At 71.9% G+C, this 26,650-nt stretch carries 27 protein-coding genes and 3 tRNA genes; 20 read left to right on the forward strand and 10 right to left on the reverse strand.

Translation table 11 applies throughout. The features are described from left to right. The first annotated feature begins 6 nt into the window (after positions 1–6). From H8838_RS06470 to H8838_RS06495, 6 genes are read left to right on the forward strand one after another with little or no spacing between them, the layout of a single operon-like run. Entirely contained in the window at positions 7–699 is a 693-nt protein-coding gene (locus tag H8838_RS06470; protein WP_185995073.1) for an energy-coupling factor ABC transporter permease, read from the forward strand. Then, positions 696–1,052: a PDGLE domain-containing protein gene (locus tag H8838_RS06475; protein WP_181310348.1), complete on the forward strand. Its 357-nt coding sequence runs from the start codon at positions 696–698 to the stop codon at positions 1,050–1,052. The genes H8838_RS06470 and H8838_RS06475 overlap by 4 nt, the downstream gene beginning before the upstream one ends. A gap of 2 nt (positions 1,053–1,054) precedes the next feature. After that, entirely contained in the window at positions 1,055–1,723 is a 669-nt protein-coding gene (gene cbiQ, locus H8838_RS06480; protein ID WP_181310349.1) for a cobalt ECF transporter T component CbiQ, read from the forward strand. Then, the gene (locus tag H8838_RS06485; RefSeq protein ID WP_181310350.1) at positions 1,720–2,475 is read left to right on the forward strand and encodes an energy-coupling factor ABC transporter ATP-binding protein; all 756 of its coding nucleotides are present in this window, start codon (positions 1,720–1,722) and stop codon (positions 2,473–2,475) included. Before cbiQ ends, H8838_RS06485 begins: the two co-directional genes overlap by 4 nt. After that, positions 2,472–2,723, forward strand: coding sequence for a DUF3618 domain-containing protein (locus H8838_RS06490; protein WP_181310351.1), 252 nt, complete (start codon positions 2,472–2,474; stop codon positions 2,721–2,723). Before H8838_RS06485 ends, H8838_RS06490 begins: the two co-directional genes overlap by 4 nt. A gap of 43 nt (positions 2,724–2,766) precedes the next feature. Next, positions 2,767–3,066 (forward strand): GroES family chaperonin, encoded by a 300-nt coding sequence (locus H8838_RS06495; protein WP_181310828.1) that lies wholly within the window; start codon positions 2,767–2,769, stop codon positions 3,064–3,066. Between the two features lie 45 nt (positions 3,067–3,111). On the opposite strand, the gene H8838_RS06500 is transcribed toward H8838_RS06495, so the two are convergent. The 4 genes from H8838_RS06500 to H8838_RS06515 all read right to left on the reverse strand — a co-directional run bounded on the left by H8838_RS06500 (position 3,112) and on the right by H8838_RS06515 (position 6,933). Beyond that, positions 3,112–3,840: a B3/B4 domain-containing protein gene (locus H8838_RS06500; protein ID WP_181310352.1), complete on the reverse strand. Its 729-nt coding sequence runs from the start codon at positions 3,838–3,840 to the stop codon at positions 3,112–3,114. A 137-nt stretch (positions 3,841–3,977) separates the two neighbouring features. Next, positions 3,978–4,050, reverse strand: a tRNA-Lys gene (locus tag H8838_RS06505). Positions 4,051–4,141: 91 nt separating this feature from the next. Then, positions 4,142–5,368 carry a glucose-1-phosphate adenylyltransferase family protein gene (locus H8838_RS06510; RefSeq protein ID WP_219923983.1) on the reverse strand — a complete coding sequence of 409 codons (1,227 nt, stop codon included), beginning with the start codon at positions 5,366–5,368 and terminating at the stop codon, positions 4,142–4,144. Then, the gene (locus tag H8838_RS06515; RefSeq protein WP_181310830.1) at positions 5,365–6,933 is read right to left on the reverse strand and encodes a phytoene desaturase family protein; all 1,569 of its coding nucleotides are present in this window, start codon (positions 6,931–6,933) and stop codon (positions 5,365–5,367) included. The genes H8838_RS06510 and H8838_RS06515 overlap by 4 nt, the downstream gene beginning before the upstream one ends. 124 nt (positions 6,934–7,057) lie before the next feature. On the opposite strand from H8838_RS06515, the gene H8838_RS06520 reads away from it, so the two are divergent. Next, entirely contained in the window at positions 7,058–9,187 is a 2,130-nt protein-coding gene (locus tag H8838_RS06520) for an ATP-binding protein (RefSeq protein ID WP_181310353.1), read from the forward strand. Between the two features lie 94 nt (positions 9,188–9,281). On the opposite strand, the gene H8838_RS06525 is transcribed toward H8838_RS06520, so the two are convergent. After that, positions 9,282–9,357, reverse strand: a tRNA-His gene (locus H8838_RS06525). A 42-nt stretch (positions 9,358–9,399) separates the two neighbouring features. Continuing rightward, positions 9,400–10,074, reverse strand: coding sequence for an oligoribonuclease (gene orn / locus H8838_RS06530; RefSeq protein WP_181310354.1), 675 nt, complete (start codon positions 10,072–10,074; stop codon positions 9,400–9,402). A gap of 116 nt (positions 10,075–10,190) precedes the next feature. Here orn and H8838_RS06535 point away from each other — a divergent pair, with 116 nt between their 5' ends. The 6 genes from H8838_RS06535 (at position 10,191) to H8838_RS06560 (ending at position 14,213) form a co-directional block, all read left to right on the forward strand. Further along, positions 10,191–10,757 carry a DoxX family protein gene (locus tag H8838_RS06535; protein ID WP_224766432.1) on the forward strand — a complete coding sequence of 189 codons (567 nt, stop codon included), beginning with the start codon at positions 10,191–10,193 and terminating at the stop codon, positions 10,755–10,757. Further along, complete coding sequence (locus H8838_RS06540) at positions 10,717–11,493, forward strand: DsbA family protein (protein ID WP_181310355.1); 777 nt, start codon at positions 10,717–10,719, stop codon at positions 11,491–11,493. The genes H8838_RS06535 and H8838_RS06540 overlap by 41 nt, the downstream gene beginning before the upstream one ends. Before the next feature lie 9 nt (positions 11,494–11,502). Continuing rightward, entirely contained in the window at positions 11,503–11,757 is a 255-nt protein-coding gene (locus H8838_RS06545) for a hypothetical protein (RefSeq protein ID WP_181310356.1), read from the forward strand. A gap of 34 nt (positions 11,758–11,791) precedes the next feature. After that, complete coding sequence (locus H8838_RS06550) at positions 11,792–12,853, forward strand: adenosine deaminase (protein ID WP_181310357.1); 1,062 nt, start codon at positions 11,792–11,794, stop codon at positions 12,851–12,853. 9 nt (positions 12,854–12,862) lie between these two features. Next, positions 12,863–13,441, forward strand: coding sequence for a sugar O-acetyltransferase (locus H8838_RS06555; RefSeq protein ID WP_185995072.1), 579 nt, complete (start codon positions 12,863–12,865; stop codon positions 13,439–13,441). A gap of 127 nt (positions 13,442–13,568) precedes the next feature. Beyond that, positions 13,569–14,213, forward strand: coding sequence for a fasciclin domain-containing protein (locus tag H8838_RS06560; RefSeq protein WP_185995071.1), 645 nt, complete (start codon positions 13,569–13,571; stop codon positions 14,211–14,213). A gap of 102 nt (positions 14,214–14,315) precedes the next feature. On the opposite strand, the gene H8838_RS06565 is transcribed toward H8838_RS06560, so the two are convergent. From H8838_RS06565 to H8838_RS06580, 4 genes are all read right to left on the reverse strand, one after another. Beyond that, positions 14,316–14,867, reverse strand: a complete 552-nt coding sequence (locus tag H8838_RS06565; RefSeq protein ID WP_185995070.1) for a GNAT family N-acetyltransferase — start codon at positions 14,865–14,867, stop codon at positions 14,316–14,318. Between the two features lie 155 nt (positions 14,868–15,022). Then, a tRNA-Arg gene (locus H8838_RS06570) sits at positions 15,023–15,096 on the reverse strand. A gap of 302 nt (positions 15,097–15,398) precedes the next feature. Further along, complete coding sequence (locus H8838_RS06575; protein ID WP_185995069.1) at positions 15,399–16,094, reverse strand: hypothetical protein; 696 nt, start codon at positions 16,092–16,094, stop codon at positions 15,399–15,401. 143 nt (positions 16,095–16,237) lie between these two features. Next, positions 16,238–17,533, reverse strand: coding sequence for a FlgD immunoglobulin-like domain containing protein (locus H8838_RS06580; RefSeq protein WP_185995068.1), 1,296 nt, complete (start codon positions 17,531–17,533; stop codon positions 16,238–16,240). Between the two features lie 161 nt (positions 17,534–17,694). Between H8838_RS06580 and H8838_RS06585 the strand changes: the two genes are divergently transcribed. The 7 genes from H8838_RS06585 (at position 17,695) to fahA (ending at position 26,572) form a co-directional block, all read left to right on the forward strand. Next, positions 17,695–18,261: a hypothetical protein gene (locus H8838_RS06585; RefSeq protein ID WP_185995067.1), complete on the forward strand. Its 567-nt coding sequence runs from the start codon at positions 17,695–17,697 to the stop codon at positions 18,259–18,261. Between the two features lie 67 nt (positions 18,262–18,328). Beyond that, entirely contained in the window at positions 18,329–19,006 is a 678-nt protein-coding gene (locus tag H8838_RS06590; RefSeq protein ID WP_181310364.1) for an IclR family transcriptional regulator, read from the forward strand. Positions 19,007–19,158: 152 nt separating this feature from the next. After that, complete coding sequence (locus H8838_RS06595; RefSeq protein WP_185995066.1) at positions 19,159–21,489, forward strand: cytochrome P450/oxidoreductase; 2,331 nt, start codon at positions 19,159–19,161, stop codon at positions 21,487–21,489. Between the two features lie 93 nt (positions 21,490–21,582). Then, positions 21,583–23,127, forward strand: a complete 1,545-nt coding sequence (locus H8838_RS06600) for a GntP family permease (RefSeq protein ID WP_181310366.1) — start codon at positions 21,583–21,585, stop codon at positions 23,125–23,127. Between the two features lie 49 nt (positions 23,128–23,176). Next, complete coding sequence (locus H8838_RS06605; RefSeq protein ID WP_181310367.1) at positions 23,177–24,400, forward strand: homogentisate 1,2-dioxygenase; 1,224 nt, start codon at positions 23,177–23,179, stop codon at positions 24,398–24,400. Then, on the forward strand, positions 24,397–25,257 hold the full coding sequence (locus tag H8838_RS06610; RefSeq protein WP_181310368.1) for a hypothetical protein: 861 nt from the start codon (positions 24,397–24,399) through the stop codon (positions 25,255–25,257). Before H8838_RS06605 ends, H8838_RS06610 begins: the two co-directional genes overlap by 4 nt. 76 nt (positions 25,258–25,333) lie before the next feature. Beyond that, positions 25,334–26,572, forward strand: coding sequence for a fumarylacetoacetase (gene fahA, locus H8838_RS06615; protein WP_185995065.1), 1,239 nt, complete (start codon positions 25,334–25,336; stop codon positions 26,570–26,572). The last annotated feature ends 78 nt before the right edge of the window (positions 26,573–26,650 follow it).

Below are 26,650 nucleotides of genomic sequence, written 5' to 3' on the forward strand. Positions count from 1 at the left end.
GAGCGTATGCACGTACCCGACGGATTCCTCGACGCACCCACCTCGGTGGTGACCGGGGTGGTGGCCGCCGGGGGGATCGCGGTGGCCCTGCGCGGGGCTCGTCGGGAACTCGACGACCGTACCGCCCCGATGGCCGGGCTCGTGGCCACCTTCGTCTTCGCCGGACAGATGGTGAACTTCCCGGTCGGGGCCGGCACCAGCGGGCACCTGATGGGCGGCGCCCTGGCGGCGGTCCTGGTGGGCCCGTGGACGGGGGTGCTGGCGGTCGCCGTGGTGCTGGTCGTGCAGGCGCTGATGATGGCCGACGGCGGCATCACCGCCCTGGGCACCAACGTCACCCTGCTCTCCCTGGTCGCCGTCGGGGTCGGCTGGCTGGTCTTCACCGGACTGCGCGCGGTCCTGCCGAAGCGGCTCTCGATGGTGCCGTTCGCCGCCGGCGGCGGTGCTCTGGTGAGCGTCCCGGCGGCCGCGCTGGTCTTCACCGGGCTCTTCGCCGTGGGCGGGACGGCGCCGGTGGACACGGGCACGCTGCTCGCCGCGATGCTCGGCTGGCACACGCTGATCGGCGTCGGCGAGGCGGTGGTGACCTTCCTGGTGGTCGGCAGCGTGATCGCGGTCCGCCCGGACCTGGTCTACGGCGCCCGCCCCCTGCTGGGCTCGCGGCCGCTGGAGATCCGTCCCTCCGGGATGCAGGGATGAGCACGGAGCAGCTGGACTCGCCCCGCCCGGTCCGGAGTCGGCGCGGCACCCGGCTCTGGCTGGCCGGTCTGCTCGTCTCCCTCCTGGTCGCCGGCGGGCTGAGCTACTACGCCAGCAGCAACCCCGACGGGCTCGAGCACGTCGCCGAGCAGACCGGCTTCCTCGACAGCGCGGACGAGCACGCAGCCGGGGACGGCCCGCTCGCCGACTACCAGGTCAAGGGCGTCGAGGACGCCCGGCTCAGCGGTGCTCTCGCGGGGCTGCTCGGGTCCGGGACGGTGCTGCTCCTCGCGGGCGGGATCTTCTGGGTGGTCAGGCGTCGTGGTTCCGGTCCCGACTCGAGTCGGGAGTAGGGGTGGGCGCCGGGCACGGCCACCTGCTGCACTACCACGGTCACAGCCCGGTGCACCGGGCTCCGGCCCACCTGAAGATCGTCGCGGTGCTGGTCTTCATGCTGGTCGTGGTCGCCACCCCGCGTGACGCCTACCCAGTCTTCGCCGGCTACGCGCTGGTGCTGCTGGCGGTCGTGGCGACCTCCCGGGTGCCCTGGGGCTACCTGGCCCGGCGGATGGTGATCGAGCTGCCGTTCGTCGTCTTCGCCCTCCTCGTGCCCTTCGTAGCCGTCGGCCCGCGGGTCGACGTGCTGGGGCTCCCGCTCTCCGAGGCCGGCCTCGTCGCCGCCGCGGGCCTGCTGATGAAGGGGACGTTGGGCGTGGTCGCGGCGCTGACGCTCGCGGCGACCACCGAGCCGCACGAGGTGGTCGGCGGTCTGGAGCGGCTGCGGATGCCCGACCTGCTGGTGCAGATCATGGGATTCATGGTCCGCTACCTGGAGGTGGTGCTCGACGAGCTGGCGCGGATGAGGACCGCGATGCTGTCGCGGGGCGTCGACCCGCGTTCGCCGCGCCACTGGCCGGTGCTCGCCCGTTCCCTGGGGGCGCTGTTCATCCGCTCCTACGAGCGCGGCGAGCGGGTGCACCTGGCGATGCTCTCCCGCGGGTACGACGGGCGGCTGCCCCGGTGAGCGTCCCCGTGCTGGAGGTCCGTGGCCTCGCGCACGCCTACCCCGACGGCCACCAGGCGCTGTTCGGCGTCGACCTGCACGTGCACGCCGGCGAGCGGGTGGCGCTGCTCGGGCCCAACGGCGCGGGCAAGACCACGCTGGTGCTCCACCTCAACGGGATCCTGACCGCGGGCGCCGGGAGCGTCACCGTCAGCGGGCTGCCGGTGGCCGGAAAGAACCTCGGGGAGATCCGTCGCCGGGTCGGGATCGTCTTCCAGGACCCCGACGACCAGCTCTTCCTCGGCACCGTCCGCCAGGACGTCGCGTTCGGGCCGGCGAACCTCGGGCTGCGCGGCCGGGAGCTGGAAGCCCGGGTGCTCGCGGCGCTGGAGGCGGTCGGGATGGCCGAGCACGCCGACCGGCCCCCGCACCACCTCTCCTACGGCCAGCGCCGGCGGGTGGCCGTCGCCACCGTGCTGGCCATGCAGCCGGAGATCCTGGTGCTCGACGAGCCCAGCTCCAACCTCGACCCGGCCAGCCGGCGCGAGCTCGCCGACATCCTCCGCTCCCTGGACATCACCGTGCTGATGGTCACCCACGACCTGCCCTACGCGCTGGAGCTCTGCCCCCGCTCGGTGGTGCTCAGCGAGGGCGTCGTGGTGGCCGACGGGTCGACGTACGACGTGCTGACCGACCGCGAGCTGATGGCTCGGCACCGCCTCGAACTGCCGTTCGGCTTCGACCCCACCACCATTGGTAGCCTTCCAGAGTGACCCAAGACGTGTCCGCGCTCGAGCGCGAGATCGAGATGACCCGAGACCGCCTGGCCGGAACCATCGACCAGCTGCTCTACCGTGCGAGCCCGAAGACGATCGTGAACCGCGAGGTGGCTTCGACCAAGGCGCACTTCGTGGATCCCGACACGGGCGCCCCGCGCACCGACAACATCCTCAAGGCTGCGGCCGGGGTGGTGGGCGTGGTGCTGCTCTTCGCGGTGATCCGCAAGATCGCACGTGACTGAGCCGAGCCACCTCTCGGGCGGCCGGGGCGGCGCCGCGATCAAGATGCTGCACGACCGGATCCTGGTCGAGCCCGACCAGGAGGCGGGAGAGCGACGCTCCAACGGCGGCATCGTCATCCCGGCGACCGCGGCCATGGGTGCCCGGCGGCTGAGCTGGGCCAAGGTGGTCGCCACCGGCCCGCACGCCCGCGCGGTCGAGGTGGGGGACCGGGTGCTCTTCGACGCCGAGGACAAGGCCGAGGTCGAGGTCAACGCCGAGGTGTACGTCGTCATGCGCGAGCGGGACGTCCACGCCGTGGCCGCCGAGCGGCTCGAGGGCGGCGACACCGGCCTCTACCTCTGAGCCACGTTCACCAGGGGCCAGGCTCCCGGGCCTCTGCTCCCCGGGTCAGGCTCCGGAGCGGCCGAGCAGCCGCCGGGCGCTGACCAGCTCGGAGGCGCCGTTGCCCAGGTGGGTCAGCAGGTCGTCGGCGGCGGCGTGCAGCTGCTCGTCCGTCATCGGGTCGAGCGCGTCGAGGATGAAGATCGCCGCCGTGGTCTCGTCCCGCAGCTGCGTACGGCGTCCCTGGCGCCAGTTCCACCGGCGGCAGGTGACGCCCTCGGCGTCGCGCCACACCACTTCGCCGGGCTCGGGGTGCTCGGTGACCGGCTCGCCCTGGGCCAGCGTGTCGAAGGGCTCCTCGCCGGTGGCCCGCACCAGCTGCGGGGAGCTCGCGTAACGGTCCAGGTCCTCTCCGCCCAGCGGCACCTGGTGGAGCACCGAGACGGCGTTGTAGAGGTCGGTGAGCCGGTTGACCCGGGGCAGCCCCGAGTCGGCACGGCGCATCAGCGCCTCCAGGCTGTTGCGCGTGCGCTGCGGCTTGGCGCCGAAGGCCCGGTAGGCCTCGCGCCAGGCGGCGACGTGCGGCAGGTCCTGCACCGGTGCCACGGCCAGCGACTCGCGGGCGGACTGCTCGGCGGCGAGCAGCAGCTCCTCGCTCTCCTCGTCGCTGGAGGCGGGAGCGAGTCCGCTGACCGCGACCAGGAGCGCCCGGTAGTCCGGACGCAGCTCGAGGACCGCCGGGTCGACCCGGGCGTCGGAGAGGAAGGACTCGAGGTCGGACAGCGTGGCGGACATGTCTCCAGCCTGACCCGTGCTTCGCGCGGGCGCAACCGCGCGGCGAGGACGCCCGGCGGCGCCGTGTCGCTGACCCCCAGGCACGAGAAAGCCCCTGACCGGGACTCCCGGTCAGGGGCTTTCGGTGCTGCGATCTGTACGCCATCAGGGACTCGAACCCCGAACCCGCTGATTAAGAGTCAGCTGCTCTGCCAATTGAGCTAATGGCGCCCGGTGAAGCGAGGGAAACACTACCAGCGGGTGGGGCGCGAGAGAAATCGGGTGCGGGGGTGGGGGTCCCTTGACCCCTCGCGCGGTCGGTTCACACGGTGGAGCCGGGCTCGACCCGGGACCCGGCCGGCAGCGATGTCCGCTCCGCCACGGAAGAGTCCTGGCCGACCATCACCAGCTCCTCCTCCCGGGCCACCCGCGAGGTGGGCGGGGTGCCGACGACGGCGTCCCGTCCGATCTCGACGCCTGCGTCCAGGATGCTGGTCGTGACCCGGGCACCGCGGCGCACCACGGTGCCGGCGAAGAGCACGGCGTCCTCGACGAGCGCGCCCTCCTCGATCACCACGCCCGGCCCCAGCACGCTGCGGCGCACCGCGCCGGCCACGTCGCAGCCGGGGGCGAGCAGGCTGTCGGAGAGCTCGCCGCTGGGACGCACCCGCGAAGGCCCGCGGTCCGGCCAGTGGGTGAGCACGGGGCGGTCGGGGTGGTCGAAGACGTCGACCTTGCCGGCGAGCAGGTCGCGGTGACCCTGGAGGTAGACCTCGGGGCGGCCCAGGTCGCGCCAGTATCCGGGCAGCGGCTCCGCACGCACCAGCCCGCGCGCGACCAGGTCGGGCAGGAGGTGCTCGCCGAAGTCGCCGATCCCGCTGTCGTCGTCGTCGGTCTCGCCCGCCAACCGGGCGCGTAGGCGGAAGAGGGCCTCGAGCAGGGGAGCCGTCTGGTAGACGAACACCTCGGTGGCCACCGTGCCGGTGACGGGCCGCGACGGCTTCTCGTGCACCGCCGTCACGGTGCCGTCGGAGGCGGTCTCCAGCACCACGTTCTGGCTGGCCTCCTTCTTGGTCACCTCGCTGGTCAGCACCGTGGCCGCGGCGCCGGAGCCGCGGTGCTCGGCGATCACGTCGCGCAGGTCGGCGTTGAAGACGTGGTCGGCGCTGGTGACCACCAGGGTCTCCGCAGCCCGGGCCTCCAGGTCGCGCGCCATCCGTAGCAGCAGATCGCCGTTGCCGAAGGCGAAGCCGTCCTCGGTGGCCGGTCCGCTCCCGGTCTGCGGCACCATCCGGCGGAACCCGCCGCGACTTGAGTCCAGGTCCCAGGGCCGGCCGCCCGCGAGGTACTGGTCGATCGAGGCCACCTGGTACTCCAGGCTGACCCAGACGTCGCGCAGCCCCGAGTGCAGCATGCTGCTGAGGGCGAAGTCGATGAGCCGGTGGGTGCCGCCGTACGGCAGGGCCGGCTTGGCACGCTCCCGGGTCAGCACATCCATCCGGGAGCCCTGGCCGCCGGCCTGGACGATGGCCAGCACGTCGCCGTTCACAGCGCCTCCAGCACGGCCCGGGCGGCGTTGTGGCCGCCGATCCCGGAGACGGCGCCGCCGCGCCGGGCGCCGGAGCCGCAGAGCAGCACGGCCTCGTCGTCGGTGGCCACGCCCCAGCGCTGCGCGGGTGTCTCCAGCCGCGCGCGGTTCGGCGCCCAGGGCCACTCCAGGTGGCCGTGGAAGATGTGTCCGCCGGGCATCGCCAGGTCGGCCTCGACGTCCTGGGGCACCTTCGCCTCCAGGCACGGGCGGCCCTCGGCGTCGGTCATCAGGCAGGAGGCGATGGGCTCGACCAGGTGCTCGTCGAGCGAGGCCAGCGCCCGCTCCACCGCCTGTGCCTTGGCGGCCTCGCGGTCCCCCTCGAAGAGCGAGGCGGGGGTGTGCAGTCCGAAGTACGTCATCGTGTGCGCTCCCGTCCCGACGAGGTCGCCGAGGATCGAGGGGTCGGTGAGTGAATGACAGTAGACCTCTCCCGGTAGCACGTCAGGCATCCGCCCGGCGGCCGCCTGCGCCCAGGCAGCCTCGACCTGCGAGTAGTCCTCGGCCAGGTGCAGGGTGCCGGCGAACGCGACCTCGGGATCGATGCCGGACCGCAGGCGGGGGAGCCGCTCCAGCAGCAGGTTGATCTTGAGCTGGGAGCCCTCGGGCTTGCTCGCCGGTTCCTCCGGCTCGCCGAGCAGGATCTTCAGCACCCACGGCGCCACCCCCGACAGCACCCGCCGGCAGGTCACCCCGTGCTCACGGGTGCCGTCGTGCCAGGTCACCTCGGCCCCGTCGCCCTGGGGACGGATCGCGCTCACCCCGGCGCCTGTGACCAGCTCCGCGCCCGCTTCGACGGCCGACCGGGCGAGTGCGTCGGTCACCGAGCCCATCCCCCCGACCGGGACCCGCCACTCGCCGGTGCCGTTGCCGACCAGGTGGTAGAGGAAGCAGCGGTTCTGCACCAGCGAGACGTCGTCGAGCGAGGCGAACGTGCCGATCAGCGCGTCGGTGGCCACCACCCCCCGCACGGTGTCGTTCGCGAACCGGCGGCGTACGGCCGTCCCCAGCGGCTCGCGCACCAGGTCGTGCCACAGCTCGGGCTCGACCTTGGCGGCCACGTCCCGCTCGAGGGGGAGCGGCTGGGTCAGGGTCGGGGCCACCACCTCGGCGAAGGTGCCGACCTCGTCGTAGAAGCGGCGCCAGGCGTCGTACTCCTCGTCGCTGCCGGTCAGCTCGCGGAAGGACCGCCGGGTGGCCTCACCCTCCCGGCGCTCCACCAGCAGCCCGCCGGCCATGCCGTCGCGGGCGTACGGGGTGTAGGAGGCGGTCCGGCGCGAGACCAGCCGCACGTCCAGGTCCAGCTCGGCCATCACCTGCTCGGGCATCAGGCTGACCAGGTAGGAGTAGCGGGAGAGACGGGCCGGCAGGCCGGGGAAGGTCTGGGTGGAGACCGCGGCGCCGCCCACGTGCGGGAGTCTCTCGAGGACCAGAACCGAGAGGCCGGCCCGGGCGAGGTACGCCGCGGAGACCAGGCCGTTGTGGCCGCCGCCGACCACGACGACGTCGTAGTCATTTCTAGTCATGCTGGTGGTCACCTGGTCAACCTAAACCACCGAACGGGGGATCCCCGCCCCGAAACCGCGGCAATAGGTTTCCGGCAAGTTTAGTGTCGGCGGCAGGATCGTCATGGGGGAGGAGGCGCCGGGGATGACCCGTGGGAACCGGATCGGGCTGCTCCTTCTGGTGGGCTTCTACGCGCTCGTGGGCTTCTACGCGCTCGGCGTGCAGTCGGACGCCGCCGTGGTCGCGGAGGCGTTCCCGGTCGGCCTGATGGCCGGCGTCCTGCTGCTCGTGCCCCGGCCCCCGCGGCCCGCGCTGCTGGTGCTCCTGGTGGCGATCGCGGTCGGGCTCTACCTCTCGGCCGGACGCGACCCCGTGGTGGCGGTGGGCTGGAGCCTCGCCGGCGGGCTGGGTGCCTGGCTGGTCTCCGAGGTGACCACCCAGCGCGGACAGCGCCGCCCGGCGCTGCTCAACGAGCGGGACCTGCGGCGCTTCATCGCCGCCAGTGCTGCCGGGTCGGTGGCCGCCGCCGTGGTGTGCACCGGGGTGGGCGTGGCCGTCGGCCTCGCCGACTGGTGGGTGATCGCGATGGCCGTCGCCCTGCCGCACCTGGCCTCGTACCTGGTGATGGTGCCGCACTTCATGGGCCGGGCCCGCTACCGCGGGGTGGCACCGCTGCCCGAGCGGGTGCTCCAGTGGGTCGGCACCGTGACGGCGACCGTCGTGGTCTTCTCCCCGCTGGACTCCCCGGTGAGCCTCGCCTTCGTGCTCATCCCCTTCCTCGGCTGGGCGGCGCTGCGTGCGCCCATGCGCGAGACGCTGGTCCAGCTGATGGTGGTCGCGGTGATCGCCCACTCCATGACCACCCAGGGTTTCGGTCCGACGGCCGTCGACGAGACCACCACCCACCTGGAGGCCGAGCTCTTCGCCGCGGTGCTCGCTCTGTTCATCTGCGCCTGCGCGCTCAGCTGCATCCCGTTCGCGATCGCGGTCGGCGCGCAGCGGCGGCAGAGCTGGCAGGTCGGGCGTGAGAAGGCCAAGGTCGAGCAGCTGGTCCAGGGCGCGTCGAGCATCGCGATCATCGGCACCAACCGGAACGGTCACCTGGACCTCTTCAACCCCGGGGCGTCCGCGCTGCTGGGCTACGCCCCCGAAGAGGTGCTCGGCCGCTCGCCGCGGATGTTCCACACCGCCGCCGAGGTCCAGCGCCTGGCGACGCGGCTGGGGATCGAGGCCGACTACGCCGCGGTCACGCTCGAGCTCGCCCGACCCGGGCGTGGGGCGATGGACGTGGAGTTCCTGCACAAGGACGGGTCCGTGCGCACCCTCCAGCTCTCCATGTCGCGGCTGGTGGACGAGAGCGGCGCACCCATCGGCTACGTCAGCACCGGTGAGGACGTCACCCACCGGGTGCAGCAGCAGCGCGTGCTGGAGGAGGCGCTCGAGGTGGAGCGGCGAGCGCTGGAGCACCAGCGCGAGGTGGACGCGGTCAAGGACTCGTTCGTCTCCGGTGTCAGCCACGAGCTGCGTACGCCGATCACCAGCATCCTGGGCTACCTGGAGATGCTGGAGGAGGGCGGGTTCGGGCCGCTGCACCAGGGCCAGGTCCAGGCGCTGGGCCGGGTGAAGGGGAACAGCCGGCGGCTGCTCTCCCTGATCGACGACCTGCTGATGCTCTCCCGCATCCAGGACGGGAGCCTCGCGGTCGCCACCTGCCAGCTGGACCTGCGGGACGTGGTGGCCGGCGCCCGCGAGGAGATGAGCCCGGCGATGCTCTCGGCCGAGATCGACTGCTCCCTGTCGCTGCCCGAGGAGCAGGTCCTGGTGATCGGCGACGAGGAGCGGCTCGGCCGGGTCCTGGTCAACCTCCTCGGCAACGCGGTGAAGTTCACCGAGCCCGAGGGCCGGATCGACATCTCCCTCGAGGTCCAAGGGGCCTGCGCCGTGCTCGCCGTGCGCGACACCGGCATCGGGGTGCCGCCCGAGGAGCAGGGCCAGCTGTTCGACCGGTTCTTCCGCTCCCGGATCGCGCACGAGCGGGCTACCCAGGGCAGCGGCCTGGGCCTGTCCATCGCTCGCGCGATCGTGGAGACCCACGGCGGGGTCATCGACATGGAGTCCGGGCACGGCGTCGGGTCCACCTTCCGGGTGCGCCTCCCGTTGGAGGGGGCCGACCCCGTTCCCGTGCAGCTCGCCCAGGGCGTCGCAACCGCGTCGGCGGCCGGGACGGCCGAGCAGACGACGTACGGCAAGGACGAGACGAGCCTCGCCAGCTGATCGCCGGCTCGCCCGCGGCTCGGCTGGGGCAGTCGGCCCCGGGAACGGACGAAGGCCCCCGGTCCGCGTCTCCGCGGCCCGGGGGCCTTCTACCTGGGGTGAACGACGGGACTTGAACCCGCGACATCCGCGACCACAACGCGGCGCTCTACCAGCTGAGCTACGCCCACCATGAGGCCCCGGTGGTGCCGGGGCCGTGGAAGAGTGTAGCCCTAAGGAGCCGTTTGCTCCGCATCCGGGCTGGCACCCGTGGAGTCGGCGCTCTGCTCCGGCTCCAGGCCGAGGCCGGTCAGGGCGCCGGCGTGCTTGGCGGCGATCTCCTTCGCGGTCGCGGAGTCCGGGCCGGGGGGCGCCACGAAGACGGCCTCGCGGTAGTAGCGCAGCTCCTCGATGCTCTCCTGGATGTCGGCGAGCGCGCGGTGGTTGCCGCGCTTGGCGGGGGAGGCGAAGTAGGCCCGCGGGTACCACCGGCGGGAGAGCTCCTTGATCGAGGAGACGTCGATGTTGCGGTAGTGCAGGTGTCCCTCGAGGGTGGGCATGTCGCGGGCCAGGAAGGCCCGGTCCGTGCCGATCGTGTTGCCGGCCAGCGGAGGGCGGCTCCCGTCGGGGCAGTGCTCGCGGATGTAGGCGAGCACCTGCTCCTCCGCCTCCGCCATCGCCATGCCGCCGTCGAGCTCCTTGAGCAGGCCCGAGGTCTCGTGCATCGAGCGGACGAAGTCCACCATCTGCTCCAGGGCCTCGGCCGGGGGCTTGATGATCACGTCGACGCCGTCGCCGATCACGTTCAGCTCGAAGTCGGTGACGAGCGCGGCGACCTCGATCAGCGCGTCTGCCCCGAGGTCGAGGCCGGTCATCTCACAGTCGATCCACACCAGTCTGTCGCTCACCCGATCCACCCTACTGGCCCAGGTCCGTGGTCCGTCTCTCCGCGCGTGTCCAGGCTCACGGCGCCGCTTCACGCCCCGCTCAGCGCGTACTCAGACTCCCGACCTAGGGTGACTACGTGCAGCGCAACCTCTGGCCAGTGGCCCGGCCGTGGATCGGCACCGTCGCCCGTCTGGTGACCGGCGGGGTGTGGATCGTGGCCGGCGCACTCAAGCTGCCCGACCCCGTGGAGAGCGCCCAGGCGGTGCGGGCCTACGAGATCCTGCCCGAGACCCTGGTCCCGACGGTGGGGTTCCTGCTGCCGGCGATCGAGGTGGTGGTGGGGATCTGCCTGGTGCTCGGCGTGCTGACCCGCGCCGGCGGGCTCGTCTCGGCCCTCCTGTTCGCGATCTTCATCGCCGGGATCGCCTCGGCCTGGGCCCGTGGCCTGGAGATCGACTGCGGCTGCTTCGGCGGCGGCGGCGAGAAGGAGGGCGCCTCCTCGGAGTACCCCTGGGAGATCGCTCGCGACGTGCTGCTGATGCTGGCCTCCCTGTGGCTGGTGCGCTGGCCGCGCACGCGGCTCGCGCTGGACAACCTGATCTTCCGCCCAGATGGGCGTGACCCGGGACATGACCCGGAGCTCGACGTGGAAAGGAACGATGATGGCGAACCCCCCGAAGAAGCCCGGTCGCTCGAGGGCTGAGGAGAAGGCCGCTCAGCAGGCCAGGCGCGAGGCACGCCGGGAGAAGGCTGCCCGGCAGGCCGAGGCGCTGGCCCGCGAGCGTGCCCGCCGCAAGCTCAAGGAGCGGCTGATCGTGGGCGGCGTCGTGCTGGCCGTGATCGCGGCCATCGGCGGCATCTTCTGGTACCAGCAGGCGAAGGACTCGGCCCGGGAGAACGCGGCCGTGCCCGCGAACATCACCGACGAGTTCGCCCTGGCCACCGGCGAGGACGACGCCCCGCGCACCGTGGAGATCTACGAGGACTTCCTCTGCCCGGCGTGCGCCCAGTTCGAGCTGGCCACGGCCGACATGCTGGACAAGGCGGCCGAGGACGGCAAGGTGCAGGTGAAGTACTACCCGATCGAGATCCTCGGCCAGTACGGCGACTACTCCAAGGACGCCGCGAACGCCTTCGCCGTGGTGCTGGACAAGTCGGGCCCCGAGGTCGCCAAGAAGTTCCACGACCTCCTCTTCAAGGAGCAGCCCGCCGAGTCCGGCGACCTGCCCGACAAGGACTGGCTGATCGACCGCGCCGTGGAGGCGGGGGCCGAGGAGTCCGAGGTGCGCCCCGGGATCGAGGACGGCACCTTCGACCTGTGGGTGGAGAACGCCACGGAGCACGCCTTCGAGGAGGGCGTCACCGGCACGCCCACGGTGATGGTCGACGGTGAGCGGTTCGAGGGCGGGCCCGCCGAGCTCGCCGCCCTGCTGGGCTGAGGGGGAGCCGTGCAGGTCGAACGCGTCCAGAAGTGGATCATCTCCGCCCTGGTCCTGACCACGGCGGCTCACTTCGCCGGCGGGCTGGTGCTGCTGGCGCTGACCGTGGACAACCCGGGAGCGTTCCCGGTGCTGATCACGATCGCCACGATCGTCTGCCTGCTGGCGATCGTCGGAACGCGGGTGATCAACCAGATGTCGCTGCTGACGCCCTGGCTGATCGCGGGGTTCGTGCCGCTGGCGCTGGGGCTCTACTTCGCCTGACCACGCCGAGCAGGGGTGGGGCAGACTGCGCGCCATGGATCTGACGTCGTTCATCGCCGGGCTGCCCAAGGCGGAGCTGCACGTGCACCACGTCGGCTCCGCCTCGCCCCGGATCGTGGCCGAGCTGGCGGCGCGCCACCCGGGCACGGTCCCGGCTGACCCCGAGCAGCTGGCGGCGTTCTACGAGTTCCGCGACTTCGCCCACTTCATCGAGGTCTACCTCGCCGTGGTGGACCTCGTCCGGACCCCGGAGGACGTCCGGCTGCTCACCTACGAGGTGGCGCGCGAGCTCGCGCAGGGCCAGCAGGTGCGGTACGCCGAGCTCACCTGCACGCCGTACACCTCGGTGCGGCCGCACGAGCCCGACCGGGGGATGCCGATCGAGGCGTACACCGAGGCGATCGAGGACGCCCGGCTGGCCGCCGAGCGCGACTTCGGTCTGGTGCTGCGCTGGATCTACGACATCCCCGGCGAGGCCGGGATCCCAGCAGCCGACGCCACGCTGACCTACGCCACCAAGCACGCTCCCGACGGGCTGGTCGGATTCGGCCTGGGCGGCCCGGAGATCGGCGTCCCGCGGCCGCAGTTCCAGCCGCACTTCGACGCGGCCCGGGCGGCCGGGCTGCGGTCGGTGCCGCACGCGGGGGAGACCACCGGACCGGGGACGGTCTGGGACGCCCTCGACCTGCTGGGCGCCGAGCGGATCGGCCACGGCACCTCCGCCGCCCAGGACCCCGCCCTGCTGGAGCACCTGGCCCGGACCGGCGTCCCGCTCGAGGTCTGTCCCTCCTCCAACCTGGCCACGGGCGCCGTGGCCGAGCTCGCGCAGCACCCGATCGTGGCGTTCCGCGACGCCGGGGTGAGGTTCTCGGTGAACTCCGACGACCCGCCGATGTTCGGCACGACGCTGAACCGGGAGTACGAGATCGCGGCCGGGCTGCTCGGCCTCGACCGGGACGGTGTGGTGGCGCTGGCCAAGGAGGGCGTCGAAGGGTCGTTCGCCTCCGACGACGTGCGCGCTCGGCTGCTCGGCGAGATCGACGAGTACGCCGGACGGCTGGCCGCGGGGTCCGGGGACGGCGCCACCGTCGTCTAGCGTGGCCCCATGACGACCAGCGACCTGCCCGGCGTGATGACGATGCGCGAGCGGATGCTCGCGGGCCAGCCCTACATCACCGACAGCGAGATCGCCGCGCTGACCGCGGCGGCCCAGCAGCGGATGGCCGCGTACAACGCCTCCGACCCCGGCGACCCGCAGACCCGGCGCCGGCTCCTGGAGGAGCTGCTGGGCGAGGTGGGGGAGGACGTCGAGGTGCGGACCCCGGTCTACCTGGACTACGGCGACCGGATCACCATCGGGCCGCGGACCTTCGTCAACTTCGGCCTGACCGCGCTGGACGTCGCCCCGATCACCATCGGGGCGGACGTGCAGATCGGACCGCACGTGCAGCTGCTCACCCCCACCCACCCCCTGGACGCGCAGCAGCGCAAGGACAAGTGGGAGGGCGCGGCACCGATCACCATCGGCGACAACGTGTGGCTGGGCGGCGGCGTGATCGTCTGCCCGGGGGTGACGATCGGGGAGAACACGGTCGTGGGGGCGGGTGCGGTGGTCGTCTCGGACCTGCCCGCCGGGGTGCTGGCCGTGGGCCAGCCGGCGAAGGTGATCCGCCAGCTGGGGTGATGCCCATTCTTGGGGATCACGGGTCGGAATCCGAGAAATCTCGGCGCGGGCAAATCCAACGGAGCCCTCAGGGGCGAAACACCTCCAGAAGGGCTGCATCGGGCAGTCCCGCTCAGGGAGGAATCTCATGAAGATCCGCACCATGCTCGCCACGCTCGCGACCACCTCGCTGCTCGCCGCGGGGGCGGCGCTGCCGGCCCAGGCGTCCGGCTCTTCCGAGCCGCTGGGCAACCAGAGCCTCGCGGCCGTGCTGACCTCTGACGGCAACCAGTTCGACAACAACGCCGGCGACTTCGACATCCTCACCGAGGCCGTGCTGGCCGTGCTGGCGGCCAAGCCCGACAGCCCGGTCAAGGTGCTGACCGACGGCAACGTGCCGCTCACCGCGTTCGCCCCGACCGACCTCTCCTTCCGGCTCCTCGCCAAGGACCTGACCGGCCGGTTCCAGTGGTCGGAGCGTCAGACGTTCCAGACGCTGGTCGACGCGGTGGGGGTGGACGCGATCGAGCAGGTCCTGCTCTACCACGTGATCCCCGGGGCCACGATCGACTCCAGGACCGCGCTGCGCTCCGACAACGCCGCGCTCACCACCGCCCAGGGCGGCAAGGTCACCGTCGACGTGCTGGCGCCGCGGCTGGGGATCGTGCAGCTGCGCGACACGGACCGCAACGACGTCGACCCGTTCCTCCAGCCCGGCAAGCTCGACATCAACAAGGGCAACAAGCAGATCGCCCACGGCATCTTCCTGGTGCTCCGTCCGCTCGACCTCTGAGGCGCGAGGTCCGAAGGGACGAGGAGAGGGGCCCTGACCGGCGATCCCGGTCAGGGCTGCTCTCGTTCCCGGCGCCCCCGGCCAGGGCGCAGGCCCGACGGGTCAGCCCACCGGTTTGGTTCGCCACTCCTTGTTGCTGAGCCGGTACTCGCTGTCGAGCGGGGCGCCAGGTGCGGCGTCGAGCGACTGGAAGTCGCGCACGTGCGTCATGCCTACCGCCTCCAGGAGTCGCCGTGAGCGGTCGTTGTCAGACCGCGTCTGGGCGATGACCGCCCGCATGCCGACCGATCCGAAGGCATGGGTGAGCAGGAGACGGACTGCTTCGCGGCCGTAGCCGGCTCCCCATGCGGGCCGGGCGAGGCGGTAGCCCAGATCAGCCACGCCCGGATCGTCCGGTTGGTCCGGTCCATGAGCTGGGGGGAGCATCAGCAGGCCGACGAACAGGTCACCGGCGAAGCCGACCCAGAACCCGAGGCCGTCGCGTCGTCGGCCCAGCTCCATGCGGCGTGCATGGGACCGTTCGACCACCGTCCTGTCGCGGGCCGGTCCGCCGACGTAGCGCATCACCTCGGGGTCGGTGTCGAGCAGGTACTCCAGGTCCAGGTGCTCGTCGCTCAACGGCAGGAGCCGGAGCCGGTCAGATCGCAGGATCACGTGCGTCACGATCAAGTTCTCGCACTGGACGAACGCGGGCGACAAGGGGTTTTCGCGCGTGCTCCACAGCCGACCCCAGAAGAGACGAACCCGAGATGACAAGCACCCGGACCCACGTTTCCGTGGGTCCGGGTGCGTCCTGAGCGATCACACGGCGCCCCCGGCAGGATTCGAACCTGCGACCGGCGGATTAGAAGGCCGCTGCTCTGTCCAGCTGAGCTACGGAGGCGGGGGGTCGGGATTTCCCTCGGGATGAACATCGGGATAACTCCCGTGTAGTTCGAAGAGATCTCAACCTTGCCAGGAAGTCTAGGGGCAACATCGGGCAGGCGCGGCCCGACCCGTTGCCATGGGCCCGACACGCACTGCCCGCATCGACACACGAGGTCGGTTCGTAGACCGGCGGTGCTGCCGGGTGCTGTGCGGGGGAGCTGCCGGTCGTCCGGTGGCTATGCCTGCTGCCGGTCTCTCGGTCCTGCCCGGGGACGCGGAGGACCTCATCTCCTGCGCCGGCGACAGGTCAACCGGCGGTCAGTTCGGAAGGGGTCGCCAGCCGGCTCCCTGCAAGCTCGCCTCTACCTCTTCGGACTTCTCCAAGGGGCCGCCGGTGACCGACGGTCCGCCGAACTCGACGACCCGCCACTGGTCCCCTTCCCGGATGACGTCGACCCGGACTCGACACACGGCCTTCACGTCCCAGGCGGCGAAGACGGCGGCGAGCTCGACGTTGACCCGGGTGGGCTCGTCCGCGGGCCCTTCGATGCTCGAGCGCACGAAGGCAGGGAAGTCCAGGTCGAGACGACGTTGCGACCCGAGCGCGCGTTGGTCTTCGTAGTCGACCAGCAGGAACTCACGCACCTCGGCGGGCAGCTGGGTGCTGATCAGGTCGTCGACGACCGCTTCCTGGTCGCGAGCTTCACGGACGTCCACGATCATCTGGCCGAACGAGATGGCAAAGTTCTCGGCCGCGAGGCGGTCCGTGCTGGAGTCGGCCTCGTCCTGGGTCTGTTCGGAGGAGGACCGTGTCGCGAGGGGCTCGGGAGTGTCCGTCGTCGTAGAGGCGTCGTTCACCGGTTCGGCCGGGGGTTCGGGTGGCACCGAGACGTTGCCTGCCGGGTCGGGGGTGGACGCTGCGCCGGGCGAGCCTTGCCCGGTGTCGGCGCCGCATCCCAGTGCCGTCACCAGCAGTACTGCGGTGACGCCAGCCCGTGCGGTGTGGTGGTTCATGCTTTTTAGTCCCCGCAGTAGGCGTAGTGGGATTGGAACGGTGCGGAGTACCAGGCTTGTCCGCTTGGTCATCGACCCTCGGACAGTGTGCCGCAGCCGAGCGCCCGGCCTCCCGAAACCCGCTCGGTCCGGCAGGGAGAGCGCTACCCGAGCACGGCCAGGTAGCGGAGGTCCAGCGTGAACGTCCCGACGTCGAACGCGTTCGGGCCGTCGTTCCAGAACACCCAGAAGGCGCCTGCCGGCACGCGGGGAGCTCGGGGCTCGTCCGGGTCGCGGTCGCGCCCGGAGCCGAGGTGCGGGTCCTGCACCCAGTCGGTCCGTCCACCCGTGGAGGAGGAGACCATGGGCGGATCCGAGGCCGTCCCCCCGGCGTTGAGGTTCCCGGTGGCCACCGTCCCCGGGACGGTCGGCTCGCCGGAGAACGCGACCCGGACGGCGTCCACCCCGCGCACGGCGTCCGGCACGGGCACGAAGTGCGCCGACACGGCGTCGGCGGGCCTCTCCGGGTCGTCGCACGGCACGGTGCGGTGCGTCATCCCGCCTGGCAGCCGGGTGCTGGGCGAGACCTCGCCACAGCTCGAGGGGAACTCGTAGCACTCCGGGGTCCCGCTCCAGTCGCAGGAGTCGACGTGCGTCTGCTGCGCCGTGAGCGTGCGCGTCTCCTCCCGCCACGTCAGCCGGTCCCGGGAGACCCAGAGCCGCAGCGGCTTGCCGGAGCCGGAGTTGCCGGCCGCGTCGGTCCCCGAGACGCGGGCGACGTACCGGCCCGGCGGCAGCGGACGGCCCCGTCGGTCACGGGCCTCCCATGCCATCTCCGCCTCGTTGCCGAGCGAGCGCAGGGCCCGACGTGCGACGACCCGTCCGGCGGCGTTGCGGATCGTCAGCTTGCCGCGCCGGGTCCCGGCTTCGGGGATCGCCTGCAGCCGGACGGCGTCCCGGACCACGCGTGAGCGGGGGTAGACCTTCGGCACCTGGCGGCCGGGGGCGCCGTACCGCTCCGCGACCGCGACCCCAGCCTCGAACTTCCGGTCCACGTCGACGTAGGCCAGGGCCCGACCCTGTGGCGTGCTCAGGGTGATCCTGTAGGGGCCGTGGGGGACCACCCGCCCGCGCCGATCGCGCCCGTCCCAGGTCCAGGCGTGCCGCCCAGCCGGCTTCTTGCCCAGCCGGACGACGTACGGCGTGAAGCCCTTCCTGGCCGTGCGCCCCACGCCGATCCGTAGCTGCACCGGTCCGTCCGCCTTCAGCCGGTACCGGAGGGTGACCCGCTCCCGGCGCCCGTCCCCGCTCGGCGACAGCTCCCGCTGGCCGCTCAGAAAACGAGGTCGCTCGTCCTCAGCCGTCACCGCAGCGGCGGGCAGCACGGCGCCTGCCTGGACTCCGACGAACGCCGCCAGCAGCATCGTCACCAGCACGCGCCACCCCAGTGATCTCCCCATCCGGGGAGGGTAGGCGACGTGTACACCCGCGTGGCACGGGCGTACGTTGAAAGATCCGATCCCGGATCCCAGGACCTCGCATGGACCGTCCAACCAGCACCCGCTCCCGTCGGACCTCACACGCCGGCAGAGGGAGTCGCGGAGCGACCGTGGCCGCCGGCGTGGCGGCCGCACTCCTCGCCGTCTGCGCGCCGGCACCCACTGTCGCCTCCGCCCCGCCCCGGACGCCGGCCATCGGCGAGCCACCCGTCTTCGACGCCCCGGCGGGCGGGAAGGGCGGTATCCAGAACCCCTTCGTGCACTGCCACAGCTACCGGATCGAGCCGCGGGCGGTCATGGCCATCGTCAACTCCCAGACCGGGTGGCTGAGCATCCACCGGTGGCGGGGGGCGCTCCCCGGCGTGCGCTTCCCCAGGCTGCGACCCGGGACGTACCAGGTCGAGACCACCGTGTGGTGCGGGCGTCGGGGCAAGACCGCACGCAGGACGGTCACCATCAAGGAGAAGACCCGGGAAGGCACCTTGTCCCGGGCGGAGTTCGACGCCGTACGCCGTGGCATGACCTACGAGGAGGTCACGGCGCTGGTCGGCACCCCAGGACGGGACCCGTCCACGTCCCGCGACACCACCAGCATCACCTACGACAACATGGCCTTCTGGGCCTGGTCGATCATCGAGTACCGCAACGACCGCGTCCGCGCCAAGTACTGGAAGGTCGGCCACGACTGACTCCAGCGCGGGGCGGGTCGTCACTGCGTAGACTCCGGGCCACCCGGCCCTAGGAGCACCGACACAGATGAGCGCCCTCCAGACCCTTGATCGAGGCCTCGAGGCGATCGAGATCATCTCCCAGCGCACGAGCGGCGTCTCTCCGGCCTCGCTGGCCGACGAGCTGGGTGTGCACCGGGCGGGGGCCTACCGGATCCTCAGCACGCTGGAGGAGCGGCACCTGGTGGTCAAGGGGGGCGACGGTCTCTACCGGCTGGGCAGCGGCGCGCTGGTCTTCGCCGGCCGGTTCATGAGCCAGTACCGGTCCGCCGTGCAGCCGGTCGTCCAGGAGCTGGCGTCGCGGACCGGCTTCACCGCCTTCGTCTCCATCGCCGACCGGGACGAGTCGGTGGCGCTCGCCGTCGCCGAGCCGGTCACCCGCGACCCGCTCGGGATCAGCTACCAGGTAGGCGCCCGGCACCCGATCGAGGAAGGTGCCGACGGGCTGGCGATCCTCGCCCAGCGCCCCGAGCGAGCCACCGACAGCGACGCGGTCCGGCGGGCCCGCTCCTTGGGGTACGCCCTCTCCGACGGCGAGGTCCAGCCCGGCGCGGTCGGGCTGGCCGTCGGCACCGGCAGCGACCCCGGCGCCGCGGTGGAGGCTTCCATCGGCGTGGTGCGTCTGGGGCTGCCGGGCGACCTGGACGTCGACCAGCTGCTGCCGCTCGTGCAGGCCGCTCGCGAGGCGATCCTCGGGCTCTACTGAGGGTCCGCTCCCCGAGGAGCCCTACTGCCGGACCGGTCGCGTGCCCAGCCGGTCTCGCCTGGTGGAAACCCTTGACCACCCGATGTGACGCACACTACGTTGTGCGGACAGCGCACAAGAGTGTGCTCTGACCGCACAAGGGAGTCCGTTGCATGTCTGCCTGCCCCGTCTCGCCTGAGGCCGCCGACTTCGACCCGTTCGGGGACGGCTACCAGCAGGACCCGCCCGGGTACGTGGCCTGGTCCCGCGAGCGCGAGCCGATCTTCTACAGCCCGAAGCTCGACTACTGGGTGGTCACCCGCTACGACGACATCAAGGCGATCTTCCGCGACAACATCACCTTCTCCCCGGCGGTCGCGCTGGAGAAGATCACCCCCACCAGCGAGGAGGCCAACCAGGTCCTGGCCTCCTACGACTACGGGATGGCCCGCACGCTGGTCAACGAGGACGAGCCGGCGCACATGGAGCGCCGCCGGGCGTTGATGGAGCCGTTCGCCCCCGAGCACCTCGCCGAGCACGAGCCGGCGGTCCGGGCCCTGGTCCGCGAGTACGTCGACCGGTTCATCGACGACGGGCGCGCGGACCTGGTCAACCAGATGTTCTGGGAGATCCCGCTGACGGTGGCGATGGAGTTCCTCGGCGTCCCCGACGACGACCGGCCCAAGCTGCGGGAGTACTCGGTCGCGCACACCGTCAACACCTGGGGCCGTCCCGAGCCCGAGGAGCAGGTCGCGGTGGCGCACGCCGTGGGCAACTTCTGGCAGTACGCCGGGGGAGTGCTGGAGCGGATGCGCGAGAACCCCGACGAGCACGGGTGGATGCAGTACGGCATCCGCAAGCAGCGCGAGCTGCCGGAGGTCGTCACCGACTCCTACCTCCACTCGATGATGATGGCGGGCCTGGTGGCCGCGCACGAGACCACCGCCAACGGCATCGCCAACGCGGTCAAGCTGCTGCTGGAGAACCGGCACGTGTGGGACCAGATCTGCGCCGACCCGAGCCTGATCCCCAACGCCGTCGAGGAGTGCCTGCGGCACAACGGGTCCCAGGCGGCCTGGCGCCGGATCGCCACCAAGGACACCGTGGTCGGTGGCGTCGCCATCCCCGAGGGCGCCCGGATCCTCATGGTCTCCGCCTCGGGCAACCACGACCCCCGCCACTTCGAGGACCCCGACCTGGTCGACGTGCGGCGCGACGACGCGGCCGACCACCTGACCTTCGGCTACGGCGCGCACCAGTGCCTGGGCAAGAACCTGGCCCGGATGGAGATGCAGATCTTCCTCGAGGAGCTCACCGGCCGGCTGCCGCACATGCGGCTGGCCGAGCAGGAGTTCACCTACGTGCCCAACACCTCCTTCCGCGGCCCCGAGCACCTGTGGGTCGAGTGGGACCCCGCGCTCAACCCCGAGCGCACCGACCCCTCCGTGCTGACCCCGCGGGTCCAGGTCAACATCGGCGAGCCCGCGCCGGTCCACCGCAGCCGCCCGATGCGGGTCGAGCGCATCGTCGAGACGGCCGCCGGCGTGCGGCACCTGACCCTGGCCAGCGCCGACGGCACCGAGCTGCCGGCCTTCACGCCGGGCGCGCACATCGACATCGAGTGCGGGGACACCGGCATCGTCCGGCAGTACTCGCTCTGCGGGCTGCCGCCCGCCCCGGTGCAGGCCGAGGGCTGCCCGGTGCCGCACACCCCGCGCCCGGAGACCTACGAGATCGCGGTCCTGCGCGACGAGGACTCCCGCGGCGGGTCCGCCTGGGTGCACGACCACGTGCGCGAGGGCGACGTGCTCACCGTGTGGGGGCCGCGCAACCACTTCCGGCTGCCCGACCGGACCGAGCGCTACCTCTTCGTGGCCGGCGGCATCGGGATCACGCCGATCCGCGCGATGGCCGCGCAGGCCGCGCGCGAGGGCGTCCCCTACGAGCTGCACTACCTCGGCCGCGAGCGGACCAGCATGGCGTTCCTCGACGAGCTGGCCGAGCAGCACGGCGACCGCCTCGTCGTCCACTGCGCGGGGGAGGGCACCCGCGCCGACCTGCGAGCGCTGCTCGCCGCCCACGCCGAGGACGGGCGCTCGGGCCGGCTGCACGTCTACGCCTGCGGCCCGCAGCGGATGATCGACGACCTCACCGCCGCCAGCGACGACTGGCCGGAAGGCGCGGTCGTCTTCGAGCACTTCTCCTCCCAGCTCGGCGAGCTCGACCCCGAGCAGGAGCACGAGTTCACCGTGCACCTGGAGGACTCCGCCGTCGACCTCGTCGTGCCCCGCGACCGGACCGTGCTGCAGACCCTGCGCGAGGCCGGCTGGGAGATCCCCTCCAACTGCCAGGAGGGTCTCTGCGGCACCTGTGAGGTGCCGGTGCTCGACGGGGCGGTCGACCACCGCGACGTCGTGCTCACCGCCGCCGAGCGACGGTCCGGGGACCGGATGATGTCCTGCTGCTCCCGTGCGGTCGGCGACCGGATCGTCCTCGGGCTCTGACCCGGCTACTGCTTCCTCTCCACCCAGCTTCTTCTGTCACCAGCTTTCTCAGCACACTCTTCCTATCCACCCACCCACTCCCTAAGGCGCACCATGTCGTTTGCCATGCTCGGCATCCTGCTGTCACTGGCGGTCCTGATCACCCTGGCCTACCGCGGCCACTCCGTGATCGTGGTCGCCCCCGTCGCCGCCGCCATCGCGGTCCTGATGTCAGGAGCACCGCTCCTGGCCAGCTACACCCAGATCATGATGCCCGCCCTCGGCGGGTTCATCGTCTCCTTCTTCCCGCTCTTCCTGGTGGGCGCGATCTTCGGCCGGCTGATGACGGTCAGCGGCTACGCCCAGGACCTCGCCGGGTGGATCTCCGGCCTGCTCGGTCCGCGGTTCGCCATCCTGGTCACGGTGCTCGCCACCGCCCTGCTGACCTACGGCGGGGTGAGCGCCTGGGTCGTGGTCTTCACCATCTTCCCGATCGCCACCGCCCTCTTCGAGGAGGCGGACATCCCGCGGCGGCTGATGCCGGCCGCCATCGCGCTGGGCATCTTCACCTTCGCCACCGCCGCGCTGCCCGGGTCGCCGCAGATCCACAACACGATCCCCACGAAGTTCTTCGGCACCAACACCTTCGCTGCTCCCGGCCTGGGCGTCCTCGCCGCGGCGCTCGTCTTCGGCCTCGGCATGCTGTGGCTCGACCGCCGGGCGAAGCAGCTCGCGCAGGCCGGTGAGTCCTTCGCCGACCCGACGCTGGCCGAGCTCAAGGAGGCGGAGCGAGGTGGGGGCGCCGTCCGCCCGGGCGCAGGCGCGATGCCTCGTCCCTCCGGTACGAACCCCGACGGCCTGGACGGCGAGCAGGGCCTCCAGCCCGCCGTCGGCGGAGGCTCCGCCGTGGCCACCATGCCGGCAGAGCCGGTCACCGACCGTCGCTCCCGGACCTCCGCGCTGACCGGACTCATCGGGATCAGCCCGGTCCTGGCGGTGGTGGCGATGAACGCGCTGTGCACCTACGCCATCTTCCCCGCCCTGGACTTCGGCTACCTGGCCGAGGACAAGTACGGCGCGACCTCCATCGACGCGCTCACCGGCGTCTGGGCGGTGACGGTGGCGATGCTCACCGGCATCGTGCTGATCTTCGCGATGCGCCCCGGCTCGTTCACCGAGTACGTCGAGGGCCTCACCGAGGGCGCCAAGAACGCCGTGCTGCCGGTCTTCACCACGGCCAGCGAGGTCGCCTACGGCGCGGTGATCGCGTCCCTGGCGGTCTTCGCGGTGATCCGCGACGGACTGTTCGGCCTCAGCGACAACCCGCTGATCGTCGCGGCCGCCTCCACCTCCGGCATCTCCGGCCTGACCGGCTCCGCGTCGGGCGGGCTGACCATCACCCTGCAGACCTTCGGTGCCGACCTGGCGGCGATGGCCGCCGACCAGGGCATCTCCATGGACCTGCTGCACCGGGTCACCGCGATGGCCTCGATCGGCTTCGACTCGATGCCCCACAACGGCGCGATCATCACCTTGCTGCTCGTGTGCGGGCTGACCCACCGTGAGTCCTACAAGGACATCTTCGTGGTGACCGTCGTCGTCCCGGTGATCGGCCTGCTGGCCGTGCTGGGCCTCGGCTTCACCGTCGGCTCGTTCTGACCCGTTCCCACCGGCAGGCCCCGGCCTGCTCGACCCGAAAGGCGTGATCATGGCCCACTACCGCCAGATCGGACCGGTGCCCAAGCAGCGGCACACCCTGCACAAGGACGAGGACGGACGGATCCTCTACGAGGAGCTGATGGGGGAGGAGGGGTTCTCCTCCGACTCCTCCCTGCTCTACCACCGGCACATCCCGTCCGCCATCGTCGGCGCCCGGCCCTGGGAGCTCCCCGACCAGTCGCTGACGCCGAACGACCTGCTGCTCCCGCGCCACCTCAAGCTGCACGACCTGTTCACCGAGGAGCAGGCGACGGCCACCGACGCGGTCACCGGTCGCCAGCTCGTGCTGGGCAACCCCGACGTCCGGATCTCCTACGCCTGGGTCGGGACGACCTCGCCGCTGTACAAGAACGCGATCGGCGACGAGTGCGTCTACGTCGAGCGCGGCTCGGCCCTGGTGGAGACCCAGTTCGGCACGCTGGAGGCGGCGGAGGGCGACTACGTCATCATCCCGCGGGCGACCATCCACCGCTGGGTCCTGCGCGAGGGGGAGACCGCCCGGCTCTACTTCATCGAGGCGACCAGCCACATCGCCCCGCCGAAGCGCTACCTGTCCAAGTACGGCCAGCTCCTCGAGCACGCGCCGTACTCCGAGCGCGACCTCACCGGCCCGAGCGGACCGCTGCTGCGCGACGAGACGGACGTGGACGTCTACATCAAGCACCGCGGCCGGGGACCGGGCGGCCTCGCCGGCACCGTGCACACGGTGCCGAACCACCCCTTCGACGTCGTCGGTTGGGACGGCTGCCTCTACCCGTACACCTTCAACATCCGCGACTACATGCCGATCACCGGCAAGGTGCACCAGCCGCCGCCGGCGCACCAGGTCTTCGAGGGGCACAACTTCGTCATCTGCAACTTCGTGCCCCGCAAGGTCGACTACCACGAGCTCGCCGTGCCCGTGCCGTACTACCACTCGAACGTCGACTCCGACGAGATCATGTTCTACGTCGACGGCGACTACGAGGCGCGCAAGGGCTCGGGCATCGGCAAGGGGTCGATCTCCATCCACCCCGGCGGGCACGCGCACGGCCCCCAGCCCGGTGCGGTGGAGGCCTCGCTGGGCGCGGAGTACTTCGACGAGACCGCGGTCATGGTGGACACCTTCCGGCCGCTCGACCTGGGGCCGGCCGCCCGCGCGACCGACGACGGCAAGTACGCAGCCTCCTGGACCGGGGGCCGCTGGCTCCCGGCCGCCTCGGAGGACGCATGAGCCTCGCCGAGCACGTGAGCGAGGTGCCGGAGCAGTTCCTCGGCTTCTTCGACGACGCCGCGACCTTCCCGCCCGGGCTGGCCCCGGTCGAGCGTGCGGTGACCGAGCACGTACGGCGCAGGTCCGTCTCCTGGGCCGCCTCGGTCGGTCCCGCCGTGCTCGCTCTGGCCGACCTGGACGCCGCGCGTCGGGTGGCCGCTGAGCTCGACCTGGCCGACGGACCGGTCGAGGTCTCGGTGGTCACCCCCGCGGGCGCGCTGGACGAGGCGCTCGCGGCCGGTGACCGGCTGGCCCCGCAGCTGAGGGTGGTCGCGATCGAGCTCAAGACCGATCCGGACGACGAGCAGACCTGGACCGAGCAGATTCGCGCCGCCGCGGCGGTCGAGGGCCTGCCGGTCTTCGTCGAGCTGTCGGCCCGGCAGGTCGGAGCCGGGGCGCTGGACCTGCTGGCGGGCACCGGGCTGCGCCTGAAGTTCCGCACCGGAGGGATCGAGGCCCACCTCTTCCCCACGCCGACGGAGCTTGCGGACGTCCTGGTCCGGGCGATCGACGCCGGGATCCCGTTCAAGCTCACCGCCGGGCTGCACGAGGCGGTCCGCTACACCGACCCGGCCACCGGCTTCGACCACCACGGGTTCCTCAACATCGCGATGGCCGCCGAGGCGGCGCGTGCGGGGGAGCCGGACGAGCAGGTGGCCGCGCACCTGGCAGAGACGGACTCCGCGGCGCTGGCCCGGCTGGGCGCCCGCTCCGACGGCGCCTGGCGCGAGTCCTTCCTCTCCTTCGGCACCTGCAGCGTGAGCGAGCCCGTCGAGAGCCTTCGCCGGCTGGTGCTCTTCCCGCCCGCCGCGGACTGACCGGTCCGTCCCGGACCGGCGCACCCCCACCACACACCACCCTTCCCAGACCAGCGATCCAGGAGGATCACACCGCATGAGCACCGCCGCCGACCGTTTCGCCACCGAGGGCTTCGGGGTCGAGAACCTGCCCTACGGCTCCTTCTCCGTCGCGGGAGGTGAGCGTCGGCTCGGCGTCCGCCTGGGTGACCGGGTGCTCGACGTGGCTGCGCTGGCCGCCGCGCTGGAGGCCGACGGTCCGTCCCTGGACGCGACGGCACGCGCCGCCGCGTCGGGGCCTGACCTCGACCTGCTGCTGGCGGCCGGCCACACGGCGTGGCGTCCGCTGCGGTCCTGGCTCCAGCAGGTGGTGACCACCGAAGGGCTGGACTCGGCCGTCGAGCAGGCCTCGACGCCGCTCTCCGAGGTGCGGTTGCACATGCCGTTCACCCCGGCTGACTACGTGGACTACTACGCCTCGGAGCACCACGCGTCCAACATCGGGAGGATGTTCCGCCCCGACCAGGCGCCGCTGCTGCCCAACTGGAAGAACCTGCCGGTCGGCTACCACGGCCGCGCGGGCACGGTGATCGGCTCCGGGACGGACATCCGGCGGCCCAAGGGCCTTCGTCCGGAGAAGTCGGGGTCGCCCAGCTTCGGGCCGTCGCGACGTCTGGACATCGAGGCCGAGATCGGCTTCGTGGTCGGCGGCTCCGCGGAGGCCGGGGAGGTCTCCGTGTCGCGGGCCGCGGCCGAGCACCTCTTCGGCGTGGTGGTCTTCAACGACTGGTCGGCCCGCGACATCCAGGCCTACGAGTACGTGCCGCTCGGCCCCTACCTGGGCAAGAGCTTCGCGTCCTCGATCTCCTTGTGGGTGGTGCCGTTCGAAGCGCTGGCCGCAGCCCGGGTCGCGCCGCCGGTGCGGGAGCACGCCCTGGCGGACTACCTCGACGACTCCGTCGACGGACCGTGGGGCCTGGACATCACCCTGGAGGTCGAGATCGACGGCGAGACCGTCTCCCGGCCGCCGTTCCGGACGATGTACTGGACCGCGCCGCAGATGGTCGCGCACATGACGGTCAACGGGGCCTCCCTGCGCCCCGGCGACTTCTTCGGCTCCGGCACGGTCTCCGGCCCCGAGGCCGACCAGCGCGGCTCCTTCATGGAGCTCTCCTGGGGCGGGCAGGAGCCGCTCGTGCTGGCCGACGGTCGCGAGCAGTCCTTCCTCGAGGACGGTCAGACCGTCGTGCTGCGGGCCACCGCGCCCGGCCCCGACGGCTCGGTCATCGCCTTCGGTGACTGCGCGGGCACGATCCTGCCCGCCACCGAGGGCTGAGCGACCGCCCGTCCCCCCAGACGTACGGCCGACCCTCCCCGGCCGTACCAACGCGTCATGGCGGCTGGTTGCGTGAGC

The organism is Nocardioides campestrisoli, from assembly GCF_013624435.2.
Lineage (GTDB): Bacteria > Actinomycetota > Actinomycetes > Propionibacteriales > Nocardioidaceae > Nocardioides > Nocardioides campestrisoli.

What these genes read in the sequence shown, in the direction of transcription:
- H8838_RS06470 (WP_185995073.1), top strand. Translation starts at nt 7, where the DNA reads ATGCACGTACCCGACGGATTCCTCGACGCACCCACCTCGGTGGTGACC.
- H8838_RS06475 (WP_181310348.1), top strand. Translation starts at nt 696, where the DNA reads ATGAGCACGGAGCAGCTGGACTCGCCCCGCCCGGTCCGGAGTCGGCGC.
- H8838_RS06495 (WP_181310828.1), top strand. Translation starts at nt 2,767, where the DNA reads ATGCTGCACGACCGGATCCTGGTCGAGCCCGACCAGGAGGCGGGAGAG.
- H8838_RS06500 (WP_181310352.1), bottom strand. Translation starts at nt 3,840, where the DNA reads ATGTCCGCCACGCTGTCCGACCTCGAGTCCTTCCTCTCCGACGCCCGG.
- H8838_RS06515 (WP_181310830.1), bottom strand. Translation starts at nt 6,933, where the DNA reads ATGACTAGAAATGACTACGACGTCGTCGTGGTCGGCGGCGGCCACAAC.
- H8838_RS06520 (WP_181310353.1), top strand. Translation starts at nt 7,058, where the DNA reads ATGACCCGTGGGAACCGGATCGGGCTGCTCCTTCTGGTGGGCTTCTAC.
- H8838_RS06540 (WP_181310355.1), top strand. Translation starts at nt 10,717, where the DNA reads ATGGCGAACCCCCCGAAGAAGCCCGGTCGCTCGAGGGCTGAGGAGAAG.
- H8838_RS06550 (WP_181310357.1), top strand. Translation starts at nt 11,792, where the DNA reads ATGGATCTGACGTCGTTCATCGCCGGGCTGCCCAAGGCGGAGCTGCAC.
- H8838_RS06555 (WP_185995072.1), top strand. Translation starts at nt 12,863, where the DNA reads ATGACGACCAGCGACCTGCCCGGCGTGATGACGATGCGCGAGCGGATG.
- H8838_RS06560 (WP_185995071.1), top strand. Translation starts at nt 13,569, where the DNA reads ATGAAGATCCGCACCATGCTCGCCACGCTCGCGACCACCTCGCTGCTC.
- H8838_RS06575 (WP_185995069.1), bottom strand. Translation starts at nt 16,094, where the DNA reads ATGAACCACCACACCGCACGGGCTGGCGTCACCGCAGTACTGCTGGTG.
- H8838_RS06580 (WP_185995068.1), bottom strand. Translation starts at nt 17,533, where the DNA reads ATGGGGAGATCACTGGGGTGGCGCGTGCTGGTGACGATGCTGCTGGCG.
- H8838_RS06590 (WP_181310364.1), top strand. Translation starts at nt 18,329, where the DNA reads ATGAGCGCCCTCCAGACCCTTGATCGAGGCCTCGAGGCGATCGAGATC.
- H8838_RS06595 (WP_185995066.1), top strand. Translation starts at nt 19,159, where the DNA reads ATGTCTGCCTGCCCCGTCTCGCCTGAGGCCGCCGACTTCGACCCGTTC.
- H8838_RS06600 (WP_181310366.1), top strand. Translation starts at nt 21,583, where the DNA reads ATGTCGTTTGCCATGCTCGGCATCCTGCTGTCACTGGCGGTCCTGATC.
- H8838_RS06605 (WP_181310367.1), top strand. Translation starts at nt 23,177, where the DNA reads ATGGCCCACTACCGCCAGATCGGACCGGTGCCCAAGCAGCGGCACACC.
- H8838_RS06610 (WP_181310368.1), top strand. Translation starts at nt 24,397, where the DNA reads ATGAGCCTCGCCGAGCACGTGAGCGAGGTGCCGGAGCAGTTCCTCGGC.
- fahA (WP_185995065.1), top strand. Translation starts at nt 25,334, where the DNA reads ATGAGCACCGCCGCCGACCGTTTCGCCACCGAGGGCTTCGGGGTCGAG.